General features: G+C 69.6%; 16 protein-coding genes. 8 read left to right on the top strand and 8 right to left on the bottom strand.

What is annotated here, in order from left to right; genetic code table 11:
* From F4556_RS12775 to F4556_RS12755, 5 genes are all read right to left on the bottom strand, one after another.
* Complete coding sequence (locus F4556_RS12775) at nt 1-1,218, bottom strand: cellulase family glycosylhydrolase (RefSeq protein WP_184914411.1); 1,218 nt, start codon at nt 1,216-1,218, stop codon at nt 1-3.
* A gap of 58 nt (nt 1,219-1,276) precedes the next feature.
* Nucleotides 1,277-2,023 (bottom strand): histidine phosphatase family protein, encoded by a 747-nt coding sequence (locus F4556_RS12770; RefSeq protein WP_184914409.1) that lies wholly within the window; start codon nt 2,021-2,023, stop codon nt 1,277-1,279.
* A gap of 114 nt (nt 2,024-2,137) precedes the next feature.
* Nucleotides 2,138-3,769, bottom strand: a complete 1,632-nt coding sequence (gene mctP, locus F4556_RS12765; protein WP_184914407.1) for a monocarboxylate uptake permease MctP — start codon at nt 3,767-3,769, stop codon at nt 2,138-2,140.
* Nucleotides 3,766-4,035: a DUF3311 domain-containing protein gene (locus tag F4556_RS12760; protein ID WP_057227003.1), complete on the bottom strand. Its 270-nt coding sequence runs from the start codon at nt 4,033-4,035 to the stop codon at nt 3,766-3,768. Before F4556_RS12760 ends, mctP begins: the two co-directional genes overlap by 4 nt.
* Before the next feature lie 190 nt (nt 4,036-4,225).
* Nucleotides 4,226-5,020, bottom strand: coding sequence for a GntR family transcriptional regulator (locus F4556_RS12755; protein ID WP_246511008.1), 795 nt, complete (start codon nt 5,018-5,020; stop codon nt 4,226-4,228).
* 332 nt (nt 5,021-5,352) lie between these two features.
* On the opposite strand from F4556_RS12755, the gene F4556_RS12750 reads away from it, so the two are divergent.
* From F4556_RS12750 to F4556_RS12720, 7 genes are all read left to right on the top strand, one after another.
* Nucleotides 5,353-6,639 (top strand): extracellular solute-binding protein, encoded by a 1,287-nt coding sequence (locus F4556_RS12750; protein WP_184914406.1) that lies wholly within the window; start codon nt 5,353-5,355, stop codon nt 6,637-6,639.
* A 102-nt stretch (nt 6,640-6,741) separates the two neighbouring features.
* On the top strand, nt 6,742-7,734 hold the full coding sequence (locus F4556_RS12745) for a carbohydrate ABC transporter permease (RefSeq protein ID WP_184914404.1): 993 nt from the start codon (nt 6,742-6,744) through the stop codon (nt 7,732-7,734).
* Nucleotides 7,735-7,736: 2 nt separating this feature from the next.
* A complete protein-coding gene (locus F4556_RS12740; RefSeq protein WP_184914403.1) occupies nt 7,737-8,645 on the top strand; it encodes a carbohydrate ABC transporter permease in 909 nt (302 codons plus the stop codon).
* A 7-nt stretch (nt 8,646-8,652) separates the two neighbouring features.
* Nucleotides 8,653-10,176: a glycoside hydrolase family 3 protein gene (locus F4556_RS12735; RefSeq protein ID WP_184914401.1), complete on the top strand. Its 1,524-nt coding sequence runs from the start codon at nt 8,653-8,655 to the stop codon at nt 10,174-10,176.
* 316 nt (nt 10,177-10,492) lie between these two features.
* Complete coding sequence (locus F4556_RS12730; RefSeq protein ID WP_184914399.1) at nt 10,493-11,803, top strand: extracellular solute-binding protein; 1,311 nt, start codon at nt 10,493-10,495, stop codon at nt 11,801-11,803.
* 128 nt (nt 11,804-11,931) lie between these two features.
* The gene (locus F4556_RS12725) at nt 11,932-12,990 is read left to right on the top strand and encodes an SIS domain-containing protein (protein ID WP_184914396.1); all 1,059 of its coding nucleotides are present in this window, start codon (nt 11,932-11,934) and stop codon (nt 12,988-12,990) included.
* A gap of 463 nt (nt 12,991-13,453) precedes the next feature.
* Nucleotides 13,454-14,965 (top strand): sensor histidine kinase, encoded by a 1,512-nt coding sequence (locus F4556_RS12720; protein WP_184924551.1) that lies wholly within the window; start codon nt 13,454-13,456, stop codon nt 14,963-14,965.
* 276 nt (nt 14,966-15,241) lie between these two features.
* Here the strand turns inward: F4556_RS12720 and F4556_RS12715 are convergent, their stop codons facing one another.
* Nucleotides 15,242-15,493, bottom strand: a complete 252-nt coding sequence (locus F4556_RS12715) for a WhiB family transcriptional regulator (protein WP_014138019.1) — start codon at nt 15,491-15,493, stop codon at nt 15,242-15,244.
* Nucleotides 15,494-15,843: 350 nt separating this feature from the next.
* Nucleotides 15,844-16,812, bottom strand: coding sequence for a diacylglycerol/lipid kinase family protein (locus F4556_RS12710; RefSeq protein ID WP_184914394.1), 969 nt, complete (start codon nt 16,810-16,812; stop codon nt 15,844-15,846).
* A gap of 51 nt (nt 16,813-16,863) precedes the next feature.
* On the opposite strand from F4556_RS12710, the gene F4556_RS12705 reads away from it, so the two are divergent.
* Nucleotides 16,864-17,280 (top strand): hypothetical protein, encoded by a 417-nt coding sequence (locus F4556_RS12705; RefSeq protein WP_184914392.1) that lies wholly within the window; start codon nt 16,864-16,866, stop codon nt 17,278-17,280.
* A 74-nt stretch (nt 17,281-17,354) separates the two neighbouring features.
* Here the strand turns inward: F4556_RS12705 and F4556_RS12700 are convergent, their stop codons facing one another.
* Complete coding sequence (locus F4556_RS12700; protein ID WP_246511007.1) at nt 17,355-18,227, bottom strand: RNA polymerase sigma factor SigF; 873 nt, start codon at nt 18,225-18,227, stop codon at nt 17,355-17,357.
* Nucleotides 18,228-18,363: the final 136 nt, after the last annotated feature.

The raw sequence follows: 18,363 nt of genomic DNA, 5'->3' as shown, positions 1-18,363 counted from the left end.
CTACTGCGGCCGGTGCAGCTCGTAGGTGGTGATCGCGGCCTTCCAGGCGTTCAGCGCCGCCTTCGGCGAGCCATCGTGGTAGCGCAGGCCGTAGAACTTCGAGCGCTGGCCCTTGTCCTTCTCGGTGCCGTCGTCCTTGTCGGCGAACCAGAACACCGCCGCGATGTGCTTGTTGGCGGCCGCAGCCGGGATGGTGTCCAGGGCGAAGTCGGCCTGGAAGGCCTCGGTCACGTGGGTGGCGTCCGGCGGGATGGTCTTGCCGTCGGCGGCGCTGCCGGGGCCGTTGGTCGGCGCGCCGGTCTCGGTCAGCCAGATCGGCAGGTTGGGCGTGCCGTAGGTCTCCAGCACGGCCATCAGGTTGCTCTTGGTGGTGCTGATGTCCTCGAAGGCGGTGCCGAAGTCGGTCTTGGCGCTGGGCAGATGGGGATAGGTGTAGGGGTGGTAGGCGATCGCGTCCACCAGCTTGTTGCCGCCCAGCTTGCAGACCTCGGTGAGGAACTCGCTGTGCGAGATGTAGTTCTTCGCCGGGTAGGTGCCGACCGCCGCCAGCCCGCCCATCACCAGGTAGGCGTTGGCGTCGGCGGCGCGCATCGCCTTGGTGGTGGCGCGCAGCAGGTTGGTGTAGGCGGGGGCGTCCGGCTTGGGGAACCAGAACGGGATGTTCGGCTCGTTCCAGATCTCCCAGGTGTGCACGCCCATCGGGGCGTACCGCTCGACGGCCTTCTTCGCGAAGGCCGCGAAGGCGTCGGGACTGGCCGGAGCGCAGGACACGTCGTCTCCGCACCCCGGCTTCCGGGCCCAGGCCGGGGTGTAGCCGATGGTGGCGATCACCTCGAGCTTGCGGTCCCTGGCGGCCTTGACCACCCGGTCGAAGCGCTGCCACTCGTAGCGCTTCGAGCTCTCCGGCTGGATGTTGGACCAGGAGAGGTCCACCCGGACCCACTTGGCGCCGGTGTTGACCGCGTCGTCCAGTCCGAGCTTGAGGTTCGGCTCGGACTCCCAGGTGAGGGTGTCGCCGTAGGCGATGCCGATGTTCAGCCCCTTCGCCTGGGTCGCCGTCGGGGAGGCGGCGGCGGACGCGGCCGGGCTGCCCGCGGCGGTCGGGGCGGCGGCCGGAGCCGGTCCCCCACCACCCGTCAGAACCGTGGCGCCCAAGGCGACGACGAACGTGACCAGCCCCACCACCAGCCGCTGTCGCCCACCCGAATAGCCCATCATGGCCGACAGTTTAGACGAGGTGTTCGAGGACGGGCCGAGGGCTCCGCCGGGTGAGCGCTTACAGGTGATCTGTCCGGTTCCAGCCGTCCGGTTCCAGCCGGCCGGCCCGGTCGCGCCACAGGCTGGTGGAGCAGTTGGCGACCGGGTCGAGGGTGAGCAACTGCTGCTCGGTCAGCCGGTCGAGGACGTAACGGAGCATCAGCACCGGGCAGTCGTGCGCGACCACCAGCACCGGCCGGCCTTCCTCCTCCTCCCGCAGGTCGCGGAGCAGGCTCCGCACCCGCAGGGCGACGTCCAGAAACGATTCACCGCCCGGCGGCCGGTAGTACAGCTCGCCCATCTTGCGCCGCCGGGCCGCCTCGCCCGGGTGCTCCTTCTCGATCGCGGCCTTGGTGAGCATTTCCAGCACGCCCAGCTCGCGGTCCCGCAGCCGGTCGTCGTGACGGATGGTCAGACCGACCGGCACCGCCCCGAGTCCGCTCGCCTGGGCCAGCGCGATCCGGGCCGTCTCGGTGGTCCGCAGGTAGGGCGAGCACCAGACCGAGCGCGGCCGGTCGGCCGGGGGGAGGGCGGCCCACCAGCGGCCGAGGGCCTGGGCCTGGGCCTGGCCGTGCAGCGAGAGCGGGATGTCGGCGTCCCGGCTGGTGATCGGGACGGTCAGCGCGCCGGTCTCGTCGGCGAGCCGGAACTCGACGTTGGCGGTGCTCTCGCCGTGTCTGGTGGCGATCAGCACCGAGGGCTGGGCGGCCCGGGTGCCGACGGTGGTGCGGTGGCCGTTCAGGACGTTGCCGCTGGGTTCCGCCATGTTCTTCTCCCCGTGGTCCGGTCATACGAATGATCGCGCCGTCCTTCCAGTGTTGACCGGGAGGACGGCGCGATCACAGGGCGCGCGCGGTACGGGCCGGTGCGCCCGGGTGAATCAGTGCGCCGCGACAGGCTCCGGAGCCTCCGGGGCGTCGGCCACCTCGGTCCGGGCCGGGGCCTCGGCGGTGTAGTCGGCCGGGCTGGTCTCGTCGACGCTGTCGGCCACCTTGGCGGCCCGCAGGACGACCGTGAGCACCACGGTGACCAGCACGTTGAGCACGAAGGCGGTCAGGCCGATGTAGCCGATCTCGCCGATGCCGGGGATCTCGGCCGAGCTGCCGCCGAAGTGCTTGGTGGCGGGGGAGGAGACCCCGTACGCCTTCCAGGTGCCGTAGGTCATGCCGACCGCCCAGCCGGCCAGCAGCGCCCAGCGGTGGAACCACCGGGTGAACAGGCCGCCGACGATCGACACGAAGGTCTGCAGGATCCAGATCCCGCCGAGCAGCTGGAGGTTGATCGCGAACTGCTTGTCCATCAGCAGGACGAAGGCCAGCGCGCCGACCTTGACCAGCAGCGAGGCGAGCTTGGCGACCTTGGTCTCGTCCGCCGGGGTGGCGGTCGGCTTCAGGAACTCCTTGTAGATGTTCCGGGTGAACAGGTTGGCCGCGGCGATCGACATGATCGCGGCGGGCACCAGCGCGCCGATCCCGATCGCGGCGAAGGCCACCCCGGTGAACCAGTCCGGGAACATGTTCTCGAACAGCTGGGGCACCGAGAGCTGCGGGTTGAAGCCCTTCACGCCCTTGCCGACGCCGGCCGCGATGGCCATGAAGCCGAGCAGCGCCAGCAGACCCAGCATCAGCGAGTACGCGGGCATGATGGCCATGTTCCGGCGCACCGTGTTGCGGGACCGGGAGGCCAGCACACCGGTCACCGAGTGCGGGTACATGAAGAGCGCGAGCGCCGAGCCGAACGCCAGGGTGGCGTACCCCCACTGCGCCTTGGGGCCGGTGATCAGCGCGCCCTTGGAGCCGGGCGCGCTGAACTTCTGCGCGGCCGAGTCGAAGATCGCGCCGTAGCCGCCGAGCCGCATCGGGATGTAGATCACCGCGACGATGATCACCAGGTACACCAGGGTGTCCTTGACGAAGGCGATCAGCGCCGGGGCGCGCAGGCCCGAGGAGTAGGTGTAGGCGGCCAGCACCGCGAAGGCCAGGAACAGCGGCAGGTCCTTGACGAACCAGTTGCTGTCCGCGCTGCCGCCGACCCCGAGCACGTCCAGCACGGCCTGGATGCCGACCAGTTGGAGCGCGATGTACGGCATGGTGGCCAGGATGCCGGTGAGCGCGACCACCAGCGAGAGCGGCTTGGAGCCGTACCGCCCGCGGACGAAGTCGGCCGGGGTGACGTAGCCGTGCACCCGGGAGACCGACCACAGGCGGGGCAGGAAGAGGAAGACCAGCGGGTACGCGATGATCGTGTACGGCACCGCGAAGAAGCCCGCCGCGCCCGCCCCGTAGACCAGCGCCGGGACGGCGACGAAGGTGTACGCGGTGTAGAGGTCGCCGCCGAGCAGGAACCAGGTGACCCAGGTGCCGAAGCTCCGGCCGCCCAGGCCCCACTCGTCCAGGTGCTGCGCGTTGTCCGCCTTGCGCCAGCGCGAGGCCAGGAAGCCCATCACGGTGACCAGGACGAAGAAGATCAGAAAGACCGTCAGCGCGGTCCAGTTGACGCCGGAGTGGGTCATGCGGACGCACCGCCCGCCGCGGCCTTGCGGGCCTGCTCGTCCCGGCGCAGCAGCAGGTACGCGGCCACCGTGAAGATCGCCGAGGCCGGCACCCAGGCCAGCTGGTACCAGTAGAAGAAGGGCAGTCCGCCGAGCTCGGGGGTGGCCTTGGTGTACGAGGACACCCAGAGCATCGCGACGACCGGGAGCAACAGGCTCAGCCCGGCGAGCACCCGCGCGGGGGTGACCACCGGGAGCTGCGCTCCGGCCGGGGTTTCTGACGACATGTGAACGGCTCCGCTGGTGAGGGCTCACCTCAACGCGCCGCAACGCACAGGATCGTGCGTCCGCCGAGCAGCACCCGTGGTGATCGACTTGTCACTACGGCAGCGAAATCTAGGTCACCGGGTGACGCGTGTCACTACTCCGTGCAGAACTTCCCGGATAGCGGAACGCGCCACGTCAGGAGACGGTCGGTCAGGAGGCCGGCCGCTGCAGGCGGGTGATGAACTTGTAGCGGTCGCCCCGGTAGATGGAGCGGACCCACTCGACCGGTGCGCCGTCGGCGTCGAAGGAGTGCCGGGAGAGCTGGAGCATCGGCAGGCCGAGGTCGGAGCCGAGCAGGCCGGCCTCGCGCGGGTTGGCCAGGGTGGTCTCGATGGTCTCCTCGGCCTCCGCCACGGTCACCCCGTACACCTCGCGCAGCGCGGTGTAGAGGGAGTTGTGCTTGACCAGGTTGCGGCGCAGGGCCGGGAAGCGCTTGGCGGAGAGGTGCGCGACCTCGATCGCCATCGGGTCACCGTTGGCGAGCCGCAGCCGCTCGATCCGGAGTACCCGGCCGCCGGGCTTGATGTCCAGCAGCGGGGCCAGCCGGTCGTCGGCGGTGATGTAGCCGACCTCGATCAGCCGGGAGGTGGGCTCCAGGCCCTGCGCCCTCATGTCCTCGGTGTAGGAGGTGAGTTGGAGCGCCTGGGCGACCTTCGGCTTGGCCACGAAGGTGCCCTTGCCCTGGATCCGCTCCAGCCGGCCCTCGACCACCAGCTCCTGCAGGGCCTGCCGGACGGTGGTCCTGGAGGTGTCGAACTGCGCGGCCAGCGCGCGCTCCGGCGGCACCGGGGTGCCGGCCGGCTGGGTCTCGGTGAGCTGGAGCAGATGGCGCTTCAGTCCGTAGTACTTCGGGACGCGAGCGGTCGGGTCGGCCGCGCTCTGCGTCGGCAGGCTCTTGCCCTGGGGTTGGTTCACCTGGGCAGTGGTGCCCCCGTCGCTGCTCATCCGCCGTATCTCCCGGTGCTCGCGAAGCCTTCCCAGGCCACGCTCCTCGTCAACGGCACACATCGTTGCACGTATGGGCTGTGAACGGGGCCCTCATCACGCGATGAACGATGAGCGGTGTCGGCTTGATAACGGGTGGTCCTGATTGGTTCTGGAGCCGTTGACACGTCCATTGGTCTAGGCCAAGCTCCAGGCATCTGGTCTACACCACTGCAGACCAAACATGAATTCCCCAACCCCGTTCCAAGGGTTCGCGACAGGCTTTCCACCGATATGTATCGGTACGTCGCTGCCCAGGTGGGGGCAACCCGGGCATCCCTCAGGAGGATGGCGTGAAGCGTCAGCTCATCGCGGCGGTCGGCGTCGCAGCAATGGTCGTCGGTCTTGCCGCTTGTGGTTCGGACGCGAAGAGCGGCGGTGACGCGAAGGAGGCCGCCCCCACCGCCCTCACCGTGTGGCTGACCGTCGACGCCCAGCAGAACTGGCCGGACCTGGTGAAGTCGGCGGACGACGCCATCACCGCCAAGTACCCGGGCATCAAGATCAACCACGAGTACTACGGCTGGAAGGACAAGAACACCAAGCTCGACTCCGTTCTTGCCACCGACGCCGTGCCGGACGTGGTCGAGATGGGCAACACGGAGATGCTGCCCTACATGATCAAGGGCGCGCTGGCCCCGCTGGACGCCTCGAAGTTCGAGAACAGCGGTGCGTGGCTGGACGGCCTCAAGGCCTCCGCCACCTACAACGGCAAGACCTACGGTGTCCCCTACTACGCCGGTGCCCGCGTGGCCACCTGGCGCAAGGACATCGCCGCGGACGCCGGCGTCACCGCCGTGCCGACCACCTACGCCGACCTGACCGCGGCCCTGGACAAGATCCAGGCCAAGCAGGGCGACAAGTTCTCCGCCTGGTACCAGCCGTCGCGTGACTGGTACACCGCGATGTCCTTCGTCACCGACGCGGGCGGCTCGATCGCCAAGCAGGACGGCGACAAGTGGAAGGCCACCCTGTCCAGCCCGGAGTCCGTCAAGGGCCTCACCGCCTGGAAGGACGCCCTCGGCAAGTACATGAAGGGTGACCTGACCAAGGACGACGCGGACCGCTACATCGTCTACGGCCTGGGCAGCTCCAACATGATCTACGGCTCGGGCTGGGAGGGTGGCTCCGCCGCCGACCCGAAGTTCGACAAGACCGGTGGCAAGCTCAAGGAGAACATCGTCTCCTTCGTGATGCCCGGCCCGTCCGGCAAGAACCTCTCCACCTTCCTCGGTGGCTCGGACCTCGCCGTGCCGGTGAAGTCGAAGGCCAAGACCGCCGCCTCCGAGTGGATCAACGCCTTCACCAACAGCAAGGCGCAGGAGGTCCTGATCAAGGCGGGCAACCTGCCGAACAACAAGACCCAGCTGGCCCCGCTCAAGGCGGACCCGAAGACCGCGCCCACCGCGACCGCGGCCGAGATCAGCTGGTTCGTCCCGACCGCGCCGGGCTGGCTGCAGGTCGAGAAGGCGAACGTCCTGCAGAACGCCCTGCAGGACATCGCCCAGGGCAAGAAGACGGTCGAGGCTGCCGCGAAGGACGCCGACACCGCCATCGACGGCCTGATCAACAAGGCCTGATCCACCGTCAGCCCGCCGGCCCCCTCGCAGTGAGAGGGGGCCGGCGGGCCCCGGTCGTGAGGCCACTGACGTATGCAAGCGCCAGGCGTAGCTGAGGAGCACGTGATGAGTGCCGACACATCCACCGCGAAGGTGCCGCCGCAGCGGCCCTCATCACCCGCGGCAGCCCCCGCCCCCGGGAGAGCGCCCCGTTCGCTGGGCAGCCGCTTCTCCGGTGCCGCCACCCCGTGGCTGCTGCTGGCGCCGACCATGGCCGTGCTGGCCGTGGTGCTCGGCTACCCACTGGTCCGCCTGGCCGTCCTGTCGTTCCAGAACTTCGGCCAGTCCCAGCTGTGGGGTTTCCAGCCCACCGAGTGGCTCGGCTTCGACAACTTCTCCACGGTGCTGAGCGACAGCGTCTTCTGGGACGTGGTGGTCCGCACCATCGTCTTCACCGTCGGCGCCGTGGGCTTCACCATGGTGTTCGGCCTGCTGATCGCGATGCTGCTGATCCGGGTCTCCGGCTGGGTGAAGACGCTGATGAACATCGCCCTGGTGGCGAGCTGGGCGATGCCGATCGTGGTCGCCGTCACCGTCTTCAAGTGGATGTTCGACACCGACTACGGCGTCGTCAACTGGCTGCTGACCAAGGTCGGTCTGGACTTCGACCGGCACAACTGGTTCATCGACTCCACCCAGGGCTTCACCATCATCATGGCGCTGGTGGTCTGGGGCGCGGTCCCGTTCGTGGCGATCACCCTGCACGCCGGTCTCACCCAGGTCCCGAAGGAGCTGGAGGAGGCGGCCCGGATGGACGGCGCCGGCGCCTTCAAGGTCTTCCGCTACGTCACCATCCCGGTGCTGAAGCCGATCATCGTCATGCTGGCCACCCTCTCCGTGATCTGGGACATGGGTGTCTTCGCCCAGGTCTTCCTGATGCGCGGCGGCCACCCCGAGCCCGAGTACCAGCTGCTCACCACGTACTCGTACGACAAGGCGTTCGTGGTGAACGACTACTCCATGGGTTCGGCCATCGCCCTGCTGACCGTTCTGCTGCTGCTCGGCGTGATCGCCGTCTACATGCGCCAGATGCTGAAGATTGGAGAGGTGGAGTGACGATGACCGACTCGGCCGCACCTCGCGAGACCGCCGTGACCGAACCGCCCGCGCCGGCCGCCCCCGCTCCGAAGATCAGGACGAAGGCGCCGCGCCCCAAGGGCCGCAGCCTCTACAACCTGATCGGTGTCGCGGTCGCGACGATCCTCGGCTTCCCGGTGTACTGGATGGTCAACACCGCGCTGAAGTCCGACAAGGACGCGATCTCGACCGACCCGAAGTTCCTGCCGTTCCCGGTCACGCTGGACAACTTCAAGCGCGCGCTGGAGATCTCCGACTTCTGGGGCCCGGTCTTCCGCAGCCTGATCATCGCGAGCACCACGGTGGCGATCGGCCTGGTGGTCGGCCTGCTGGCCGCGCTGGCGATCTCCCGGTTCGCGTTCCGCGGCCGCAAGGTGGTCATCGTCGGCATCCTGGCGGTGCAGATGGTCCCGCTGGTCGCGATGATCATCCCGGTCTTCCTGCTGCTGAACGACCTGGGCCAGTACAACAAGCTCTCCGGCATCATCCTGACCTACCTCACCTTCGTGCTGCCGTTCACGGTGTGGACCCTGCGCGGCTTCATCGTGAACATCCCGAAGGAGCTCGAGGAGTCGGCCATGGTCGACGGCTGCACCAGGACCGGGGCGTTCGTCCGGGTGGTCTTCCCGCTGCTCGCGCCCGGCATGGTGGCCACCGCGATCTACGGCTTCATCCAGGCCTGGAACGAGTACCTGTACGCGCTGCAGCTGCTCAGCCAGACCAACACCACCGCGACCGTGTGGCTCGGCAACTTCACCACCACCCGCGGCACCGAGTACGCGCCGATGATGGCCGGCTCGACCATGATGGCCATCCCCGTGGTGATCTTCTTCCTGCTCGTCCAGCGCCGTATCGCCTCCGGTCTCACCGCCGGTGCCGTGAAGGGATGACCCGATCATGAGCATCCTCACCCCCGCCGTGACCGACAGCGACCAGCTGCACCGCGACGCGCTGACGGTCCTTCAGCCCGGGTTCGTCGGCACCACCATGCCGGAGTGGGTCCGCCGTCACCTGGCCGCCGGGCTCGGGTCGGTCGCCCTGTTCGCCCGCAACGTGGTGAACCCGGAGCAGCTCGCGGCGCTCACCGCCGAGCTGCGTTCGGAGAACCCGGACCTGCTGATCGCGATCGACGAGGAGGGCGGCGACGTCACCCGCCTGGAGGTCGGCTCCGGCTCCTCCTGGCCGGGCAACCTGGCGCTCGGCGCGGTGGACGACACCGGGCTCACCCGGGACGTGGCCCGCGAGCTCGGCCGGGCGCTGGCCACCTGCGGTATCAACTACAACTGGGCGCCGGCGGCGGACGTCAACTCCAACCCGCGCAACCCGGTGATCGGCGTCCGCTCGTTCGGCGCCGACCCCGAGCTGTGCGCCCGGCACACCGCCGCCTGGGTGGAGGGCCTGCAGCAGGTCGGCGTGGCCGCCTGCGCCAAGCACTTCCCCGGCCACGGCGACACCGCGGTCGACTCGCACCTCGGCCTGCCGATGGTGGACGTCGACGTGGACCTGCTCCGCTCGCGCGACCTGGTGCCGTTCCTGGCGGCGATCGAGGCTGGCGCCAAGGCCGTGATGACCGCTCACATCATGGTCCCGGCGCTGGACCCGAAGCTGCCCGCGACGCTCAGCCGCGCGGTGCTCACCGACCTGCTCCGGGGTCAGCTGGGCTACCAGGGCCTGATCGTCACCGACGGCATCGAGATGGGCGCCATCGCGGACACCTACGGCATGGGCCCGGGCACCGTGATGGCGCTGGCCGCCGGGGCCGACGCGATCTGCGTCGGCGGCGGCTCCACCGAGGAGGAGACCGTCCTGGAGCTCCGGGACGCGATCGTCGAGGGCGTCCGCTCCGGCGCGCTCCCGGCGGAGCGGCTGGCCGACGCGGCCCAGCGGGTCCGCACCCTCGGCAGCTGGGCCCGGATCGAGTCGCAGGCCCAGCTGGGCGAGCCGGACCTGGCGATCGGCCTGCGGGCCGCCCGCCGCGCGCTGCGCGTGGTCCGCGCCCCGGGCCGGGCCTTCCCGCCGGTGACCGAGCGCCCGTACGTGGTCTCGCTCTCCGACCAGCCCAACTTCGCGGTCGGCGACGACACCCCCTGGGGCCTCTCCGGCCTGCTGGCGGCCCGCTTCCCGGGCACCCGGACGGCCAAGGTCGACTCGGCGGACGCGACGCCCGAGCTGCTGGACGCCACGGTGGCCCGGCTGCTGGCCGGGGCCGAGGGCCGCAGCCTGGTCCTGGTGGTCCGCGACGCGCACCGCTACGAGTGGATGACGGCAGTGCTGGAGCGGGTCCTGACGGCCCGTCCGGACGGCGCCGTGGTCGAGATGGGGGTCCCGCAGGCCGCGCCCGCCGGAGCCCTGTACATCGCCACCCACGGGGCCGCACGGGTCCTCGGGCTCGCCGCCGTCGAGGTGCTCACCGGCCAGTAGGCCGTACTGGAAAGCCACCCGGAAACCCACCTACGCCGGTAGGTGGGTTTCCGGGTTTTCGGGTTTCCGGGCGCATTTTCCGGAGCCGGAAGAATGCCGGGCCGAAATGACGATGTTCCCTCAAGAGGAGCTTAAGGGAGCCTTAATGAAACCCTTAGTGTCGGGATGGCCACAGGGTGCACACAATGCACAACAGGTCTGCAACGTCCGACACTTGAGCTTCGCGAATCGTTGACACCAGCTGTGGTCTAGGCCAGTCTCCAGGCAATCCGGTCTAAACCACAGTTGGACCGGACCAAGCAACCGGGAGGATGGCGTGAACCGTCGGCTCATGGCGACGTTCGGCGTCGCGGCACTGCTCGCCAGCACAGCGGCCTGCGGGGGCAGCGCCGGTTCCGGAGCCAACGGCGGCCCGAGCAGCACCGACCCCAAGACGGTCACCGGCTCGGTCACCATCTGGCTGATGAACGAGGCGCAGGCGAACTGGCCCGAACTGGTCCAGCAGGTCAACGACGAGTTCGCCGCTAAGTACCCGAAGGTCGATCTCAAGCTCAGCTACCAGACCTGGGCCGACAAGATCGCCAAGCTGGATTCGGCGCTGACCGCCGGCACGGCACCCGACGTGGTCGAACTCGGCAACACCGAGACCATGAAGTACATCCTGAACGGTTCGCTGGCGCCGGTCGACAAAGCCAGCTTCGAGAACTCCGACACCTGGATCCAGGGCCTGGTCAACACCTGCACGTACCAGGAGAAGCTCTACTGCGTGCCGTACTACGCGGGCGCCCGGGTCGGCATCTACAACGCCGCGGCCTTCCAGGAGGCCACCGGCAGCGCCGAGTTCCCGCAGACCGAGGAGCAGCTCCGGGCCGCGCTCGACAAGGTGGCGGCCAAGCACAAGGGCGACAAGGGCTACTCCGCGCTCTACCTCCCCGGCCCGTACTGGTACGCCGCGATGTCCTACGTGACCGCCTACGGCGGCAGCATCGCCCGGTTCGACAGCACCGGCAAGTGGCACGGCACGCTGCACGACGCCAAGTCCCAGCAGGGCGTCCAGCACTTCGTCGAGCTGGTGAAGACGTACAACAAGGGCGACCTGGCGGTGAACGAGCTCAACCAGGCCGCCGTGCTGGGCCGTTCGAAGACCGCGATGCTCTACGGCAACGGCTGGGAGATCGGCACCGCGACCGCGCCGGTCGGCGGCGAACCCAAGCTCAAGGACGCCCTCAAGGTGGTCGGCATGCCGGGCCCGAACGGCAAGCCGCTGCCCTCCTTCATCGGCGGCTCCGACCTCGCGGTGACCGCCAAGTCGCAGGCCCCGGAGGCGGCCAAGGACTGGATCCGGATGTTCACCAGCGCCAAGTCGCAGCAGGTGCTGGTCGACAAGGACACCCTGCCGAACAACCTGACCCAGCTCGGCCCGCTGAAGTCCAAGCCCGCCACCGCCGCCGCCGCCAACGCGGTGCCGGACGCCTGGTTCACCCCGATCGCCCCCGGCTGGGGCGCGATCGAGAAGCAGAACGTCCTGGTGAACATGCTGAACGACATCCTCAAGGGCAAGTCGGTCGACCAGGCCACCCAGGAGGCGGACGCGAAGATCGACGAGTTGATCAACAACCCGTCCTGACCCGCTGCCCGCCGCCCGCCGGTGCGCCGCCCGTCCTGCCCGGACGGCGCACCGCGGGGTGCCCGGGGGCGGCCGCGCTCGTAGCATCACGCTTGGAGAGCGACCGTCCCGAGCGGAGGCACCGTCAGATGACCGACCCGCAGAACCCGCCCGCACCCGGCCGGATCATGGCGACGGAGATGGCCGAGCAGCCCGCCGTCCTGCGGCGGATCCTCGACCAGGGCGGCCCGAAGATCCGCGAGATCGCGGCGGAGATCGCCGCCCGCAAGCCGCGCTTCGTGCTGCTGACCGCCCGCGGCACCTCGGACAACGCGGCGCTCTACGCCAAGTACCTGGTCGAGATCCTGCTCGGCAAGCCGGCCGGCCTCACCTCGATGTCCACCACCACCGCGTACGGGGCCAGGCCCGACCTGACCGACGTGCTGGTGGTCACGATCAGTCAGTCCGGCGGCTCGCCCGACCTGGTGGCCTCCACCAAGGCTGCCCGGGAGGCCGGCGCGATCACCCTGGCGGTCACCAACAACGCCGACTCGCCGCTGGCCGACGTCTCCGAGTTCCACATCGACCTGCTGGCCGGTCCGGAGAAGGCACTGCCCGCCACCAAGACCTACACCGCCGAGCTGCTCGCCCTCTACCTGCTGGTCGAGGGCCTGCGCGGCGGGGACGGTGCGGCCGCCGAGGTGCTGCCCGAGCTGGCCGGGCAGGTGCTCGAACGGCAGGCCGAGGTCAAGGCGCTGGCGGAGCGGTACCGGTTCGCCCAGCGGCTGGTGCTCACCTCGCGCGGCTACGGCTACCCGACCGCGCGGGAGGGCGCGCTCAAGCTGATGGAGACCACCTACATCCCCGCCTCCCCGTTCTCCGGCGCGGACCTGCTGCACGGGCCGCTGGCGATGGTCGACAACGTCTCACCGGTGATCGCGGTGGTGCCGGACGGCAAGGGCGGCGAAGCGCTGCAGCCGGTGCTGGACCGGCTGCGCGGCCGGGGTGCGGACCTGGTGGTGATCGGGCAGCAGGACCAGGTGGACACCGCCTCCGCGGGCTTCGCCCTCCCGCCCGGGGTCCCCGAGGAGATCCAGCCCGTCCTGGAGATCCTGCCGCTCCAGCAACTCGCCTACGAGGTGGCCATCGCCCGCGGCCAGGACCCCGACGCCCCCCGCGCCCTCGCCAAGATCACCGAGACGCACTAGGCACACGGTGCACCGTCAGGGGCCCGGGGAACGGCGGCGCCGACCTCGGAAAGGTGATCGCGCGTAGGTGGTCAGGCACTTTCGCAGTGACCCGAACGCCAGATCTCCTCGCAGTTCCCCGAGCCCCTGGACCGTAGCCGGCTGGGCATCTGCGCAGAGTGCGGAAAAGCACTACGGGCCACGGCGCCGACACAGGACCCTCAACCTGTGCGGCACCGCAGCCCGGAGCTGTCGTCGGGCGCCTCTACCGGCCGTCGGCTGTGCGGGGCAGACGGGGTGTGGGGCGTCCGACCGAGGAGCTGCCTCGCGCGGTCAGGGCAGTTGCGCGGGGGGCGGCTCCTTGGTGCTCTTTCATTGTGGACTAGACCAATCCGGGTTGTCCAGAGAGCTCCCGAGATTGGTCTGGTCCACAGTGGAGAAGCCGTCCGGGGCCTGCTGCGGATACGCTCGCCCTGTGCCCTCGCTGAACGAACTCGTCCGCCGCCACACCACCCTGACCGGTGCCGATGTGGAGTGGCTGCACATGCTGGTCTCGGAATGGCAGCTGCTCTCCGACCTGTCCTTCGCCGACCTGGTGCTGTGGATCCCCACCTGGGACGGCATCAGGTACGTCTCGGTGGCCCAGATGCGGCCCAATACGGGGCCCACGTCGTACCAGGACGACATGGTCGGCCACCTGGTGCCGCGTGGCCGCCGGCCGCTGTTGGACGCGGCCTACGACGAGGGGCGGATCGTCCGGGAGGGCGATCCGGAGTGGCGGGAGGAGGTGCCGGTCCGGGTCGAGTCGATCCCGGTCCGGCGCGAGGGCAAGGTGCTCGGGGTGATCGCCAGGAACACCAACCTGCTCACCGTGCGGACCCCGAGCCGGCTGGAGCTCACGTACCTGCAGAGCGCCTCCGACCTGGCCCAGATGATCGCTGCGGGAACGTTCCCCTACCACGGGGTCGAGCAGACCGACATGGACGCCGCTCCCCGGGTCGGCGACGGCCTGATCAGGCTGGACGCGGACGGTGTGGTCACCTACGCCAGCCCGAACGCGCTGTCCGCGTACCACCGGATCGGCCTGACCACCGACCTGGTGGGCAGTCACCTCGGGCGCACCACGGCCGAGTTGGCGCCGCCGGCCCGGGCCGCGGTGCACGAGGGGCTGGTCAAGCTGGCCAGCGGCTGGGCGCCCCGGCAGACCGAGGTGGAGGCGCAGGGCGGGGTGGTGACCCTGCGGGCAATCCCGCTGAAGCCCAAGGGCACCCTGACCGGTTCGCTGGTGCTGGCCCGGGACGTCACCGAACTGCGCCGTCGTGACCGTGAGTTGATGACCAAGGACGCGACCATCCGGGAGATCCACCACCGGGTGAAGAACAATCTGCAGACGGTGGCCGCGCTGCTCCGGCTGCAGGCCCGCCGGATGGACTCGGCGGCCGGCCGGGCGGCGCTGGACGAGGCGGTCCGCCGGGTCGGCTCGATCGCGATCGTGCACGAGACGCTCTCGCAGACCCTGGACGAGCAGGTCGCCTTCGACGAGATCGCCGACCGGGTGCTGGCGATGGTGATGGAGCTGTCCCAGGACGGCAAGGTCGCCACTCGGCGGACCGGCAGCTTCGGCATCCTGTCGGCCGAGGTGGCCACCCCGCTGGCGATGGTGCTGACGGAGGTGCTGCAGAACGCGCTGGAGCATGCCTTCGACCCGAAGGACGGCGGAAGCGTCGAGGTCAGCGCCCTGCGCGGGCGGGCACCCGCCACCGGGACCGGCTGGTCGGAGAGCTGGAACGGCGGGGCCAAGCCGGAGGAGTACCTGCTGATCACGGTGCAGGACGACGGCAAGGGCATGCCGGAGGGGTTCGACCCGCAGACGGCGGGAAACCTCGGGCTGCAGATCGTCCGGACCCTGGCCACCAACGAGCTCGGTGGCAGCTTCGACATGGTGGCCAACCCGGAGGGCGGCACCAAGGTGGTCCTGGAGATCCCCGTCCCGTAGGGGGCGGCGGCGGGAGAAAGCAACGAGGCCCTGTCGACCGGGGGGGTGGGTCGACAGGGCCTCTCAACCCGTTCCGGCCGTCGGGGGGAGTCGGCCGGAACGGGGGCTCTGTGGTGTCGCTCGGACGCTCGCCTCACGTGCTTGCACACGGTGAGCGTCACAGCTCCACGATATTGCTCTCAGTGAACACTAGCAAGTGTCCGTGCCGTGGAAGGCTCGGCCGAAACTGCGGCCAAGCCCTTGATCATGTGTTGATCAGGCGGTGCTGACGGAACGTCAGGCGGTGCGGGCCCGGTTGCGGGCGGCGCGGCGCTTCATCGCACGACGCTCGTCCTCGCTCATGCCGCCCCAGACGCCGGCGTCCTGGCCGGTCTCCAGTGCCCACTGCAGGCACTGCTCCATGACGGGGCAGCGGCGGCACACGGCCTTGGCTTCCTCGATCTGCAGCAGAGCAGGACCGGTGTTCCCGATCGGGAAGAACAGCTCCGGGTCCTCTTCGCGACAGACAGCGCGGTGGCGCCAGTCCATGTTCGTCCAACTCCTCCGGTCGGCGGGCTGTGGCCCGGTCGACGCAATCGTGGTGGCTTGTGAATGTGAACGCTTTCACGAATCCCACAACAGCAAAAGGGACCAAAGGCCCATGGGGCCCGGGTGGTCTGTGCAGAAGTGGGGTTCGGGCGGATCAAGGGAACTGTCGCGGTATGTCCCGCTGCGACGTGTCCCGATCGCCATGTAGAGGTTCGCAAACCTCAGGCTCGGATACAACCCCCTTCGGCGAGGAATTTTTGATTCTTCGGTGTCGCCTAGCTCACAGCCCGTACTTCTATGGGGTGAAGGGGGCTTGTGCGTTCGAGAAGAAGGGCGGGGGGCCCTTCTGGTCACACAATCACACGCAGTGCCCGCCGAACGCCTGTGAAACTGACGCGACTCCTGTCTCCAAGGTGGTCCCCGTCGACCTGAAACGGGGCCGGTTCCTGTGAAACCAAGGTGAAGTGCCGGACGTCGTGATAGGAGACGAGGTGCTTCCCGGTTGGGCCGACCGGCCCTGTGGCGCCGTCCGCAGGCGTGTGCGAACGCAGAATCTGACGGACCGTTCGAGCCGTGCCGAACGCGGTCATTCGAGTGATGCCGAAGATGTCGAGGTCGCTGTCGAAGGACGCCGAGGGGGACGGGAAGACCGGCCGGTTGCCCAGAAAGGTCCACGGCGAGGTGTTGGAGATTATTGCCAGCACCAGTCCCGGCACGGATTCCTGGCCGTTCAGCTCCAGCGTGATGGGGCCGTTTCTGCGGTGCTCACGCTCCGTCACGTAGTGCCGGAGCGCCTGGCTCACGTAGAGCCCGTGGGTGGACTTCCGCCCGGCCTTCCGCTGGGCCTCCACCCGGCCCACCACGCCCGCGTCGAAGCCCAGGCCGGCCGTGAAGGTGAACCAGCGGTCCGGCAGGCCCTCGGTCATCGCCTTGCCCAGGCTGACCGCCCGCTCGCGCCGGTGCTCCAAGGCGTCCAGGAGTGCGCCGGTCGCCTCCACCGGGTCGTTCGGCAGGCCGAGGGTGCGGGCGAACACGTTGGTCGAGCCGCCCGGGACGATGGCCAGCCGGGGTACCCGATCGGACGGGCCGTGCGTGAGCAGTCCGTTGACGATCTCGTTCACCGTGCCGTCGCCGCCGAGCGAGACCACCAGGTCGAGCCCGCGCTCGGCGGCGTCCCGGGCCAGGTCACGGGCGTGCCCGCGGTACTCGGTGTGCGCGACCTCCAGCGCCAGGTCGCTGCGCAGGGCGTGGGTCAGCACGTCGCGGGTGCGTCCACTCGTGGTGGTCGCCTTCGGGTTCACGACCAGGAGAGCGCGCATGGCGCTCAGCCTACGGGTCGATGATCCAAGCACGGCGGCTACCCTGCTGGAGTGACCGCTGAATCCATCACCCCAAGCCCCGCCCGGCCCACCGCGCTGCTCGTCGGCGCCGCGATCACCGCGCTGCAGGGCGCGGCGCTGGCCGGCTGGGGTCTCTACGACATCGTGGCCGGCTTCCTCTGGGACGCCCCGGCGCAGGGCCGCAGCGAGCTCGGCGGCGTGATCCTGTTGCTGATGGGGGCGCTTCCGATGCTGGCGGGGCGCGCGCTGCTCAAGGCGCGCCGGTGGGGGCGCAGCCCGGCCGTCCTGACCAACTCGATCTGCCTGCCGGTGGCCTACTACATGTGGCAGAACGGCGGCGCGATGCAGGCCGCCGGGGTGGCCGTCGGCCTGCTCGGCCTGGTCGGGATCGGCTCGCTGCTGAACCCGAAGGTGACCGAGGTGCTCTACGCGCCGGCCGCCGACTAGCTCCCGGCAGAACACAGCACGGCCCGGTCCGGACACCCCGCCGAAACGGGGGCCGGACCGGGCCGTGGTCGTTCCTACTCCTCGACCAGCAGCTTCTCCCGGAGCTGGGCCAGCGTCCGGGCCAGCAGCCGGGAGACGTGCATCTGGGAGATGCCGACCTCGGCCGCGATCTGCGACTGGGTCATGTTCCGGAAGAACCGGAGCACCAGGATCTTCTGCTCCCGGGGCGGCAGTTGGGCCAGCAGCGGCTTCAGCGACTCCCGGTACTCGACGCCCTCCAGCGCCTCGTCGGTGGCGCCCAGGGTGTCCGCGACGGCGGGCGACTCGTCGTCGCTGTCCGGGACGTCCAGCGACAGGGTGGAGTAGGCGTTGGCCGACTCCAGACCCTCCAGCACGTCCTCCTCGGAGATGCCGAGGTGCTCGGCCAGCTCGTGCACGGTGGGGGAGCGGCCGTGCCGCTGGGAGAGCTCACTGGTCGCCGTGGTGAGCGAGAGCCGCAGCTCCTGCAGGCGGCGGGGCACCCGGACCGCCCAGCCCTTGTCGCGGAAGTGCCGCTTGATCTCACCGACGATGGTCGGGGTCGCGTAGGTGGAGAACTCGACCCCGCGCTCGTGGTCGAAGCGGTCCACCGACTTGATCAGGCCGATGGTGGCGACCTGGGTCAGGTCGTCCAGCGGCTCACCACGGTTGCGGAACCGCCGGGCCAGGTGCTCGACCAGCGGGATGTGCATCCGGACCAGCTGGTTGCGCAGCTCGACCCGCTCCGGTGAACCCTCGGGCAGCCCGGCCAGTTTGACGAACAGCGCCCGCGCGGCCTCCCGGTCCGGCGCACCGGAGCGGTGCGCCTGGACGGGAACCACGGGGCGCACCTCCTCGGCACCGGCCGCAGCCGGCGGCTGCTCCGGCGTCGGCGACGGATCGTTCGGCGGATCGGTCGGCTGGCTCATCCGATGGGTGTCCTTCGGGTGCACGTCGGCGGTGTCGGGTCGGGCAGGCTGCGGGGGGACGCCACTCAAGGGGGGCGGCAGCGTCAGGTCGGCGGTGGCGGCCGGGCTTCCGGCAACGCCTGTGCGGTCGAGATCA

This window comes from Kitasatospora gansuensis (assembly GCF_014203705.1).
Taxonomy (GTDB): Bacteria; Actinomycetota; Actinomycetes; order Streptomycetales; family Streptomycetaceae; genus Kitasatospora; species Kitasatospora gansuensis.
The sequence above is the reverse complement of the archived record's forward strand: the minus strand, read 5'-3'. Positions and strand labels throughout refer to the sequence as shown.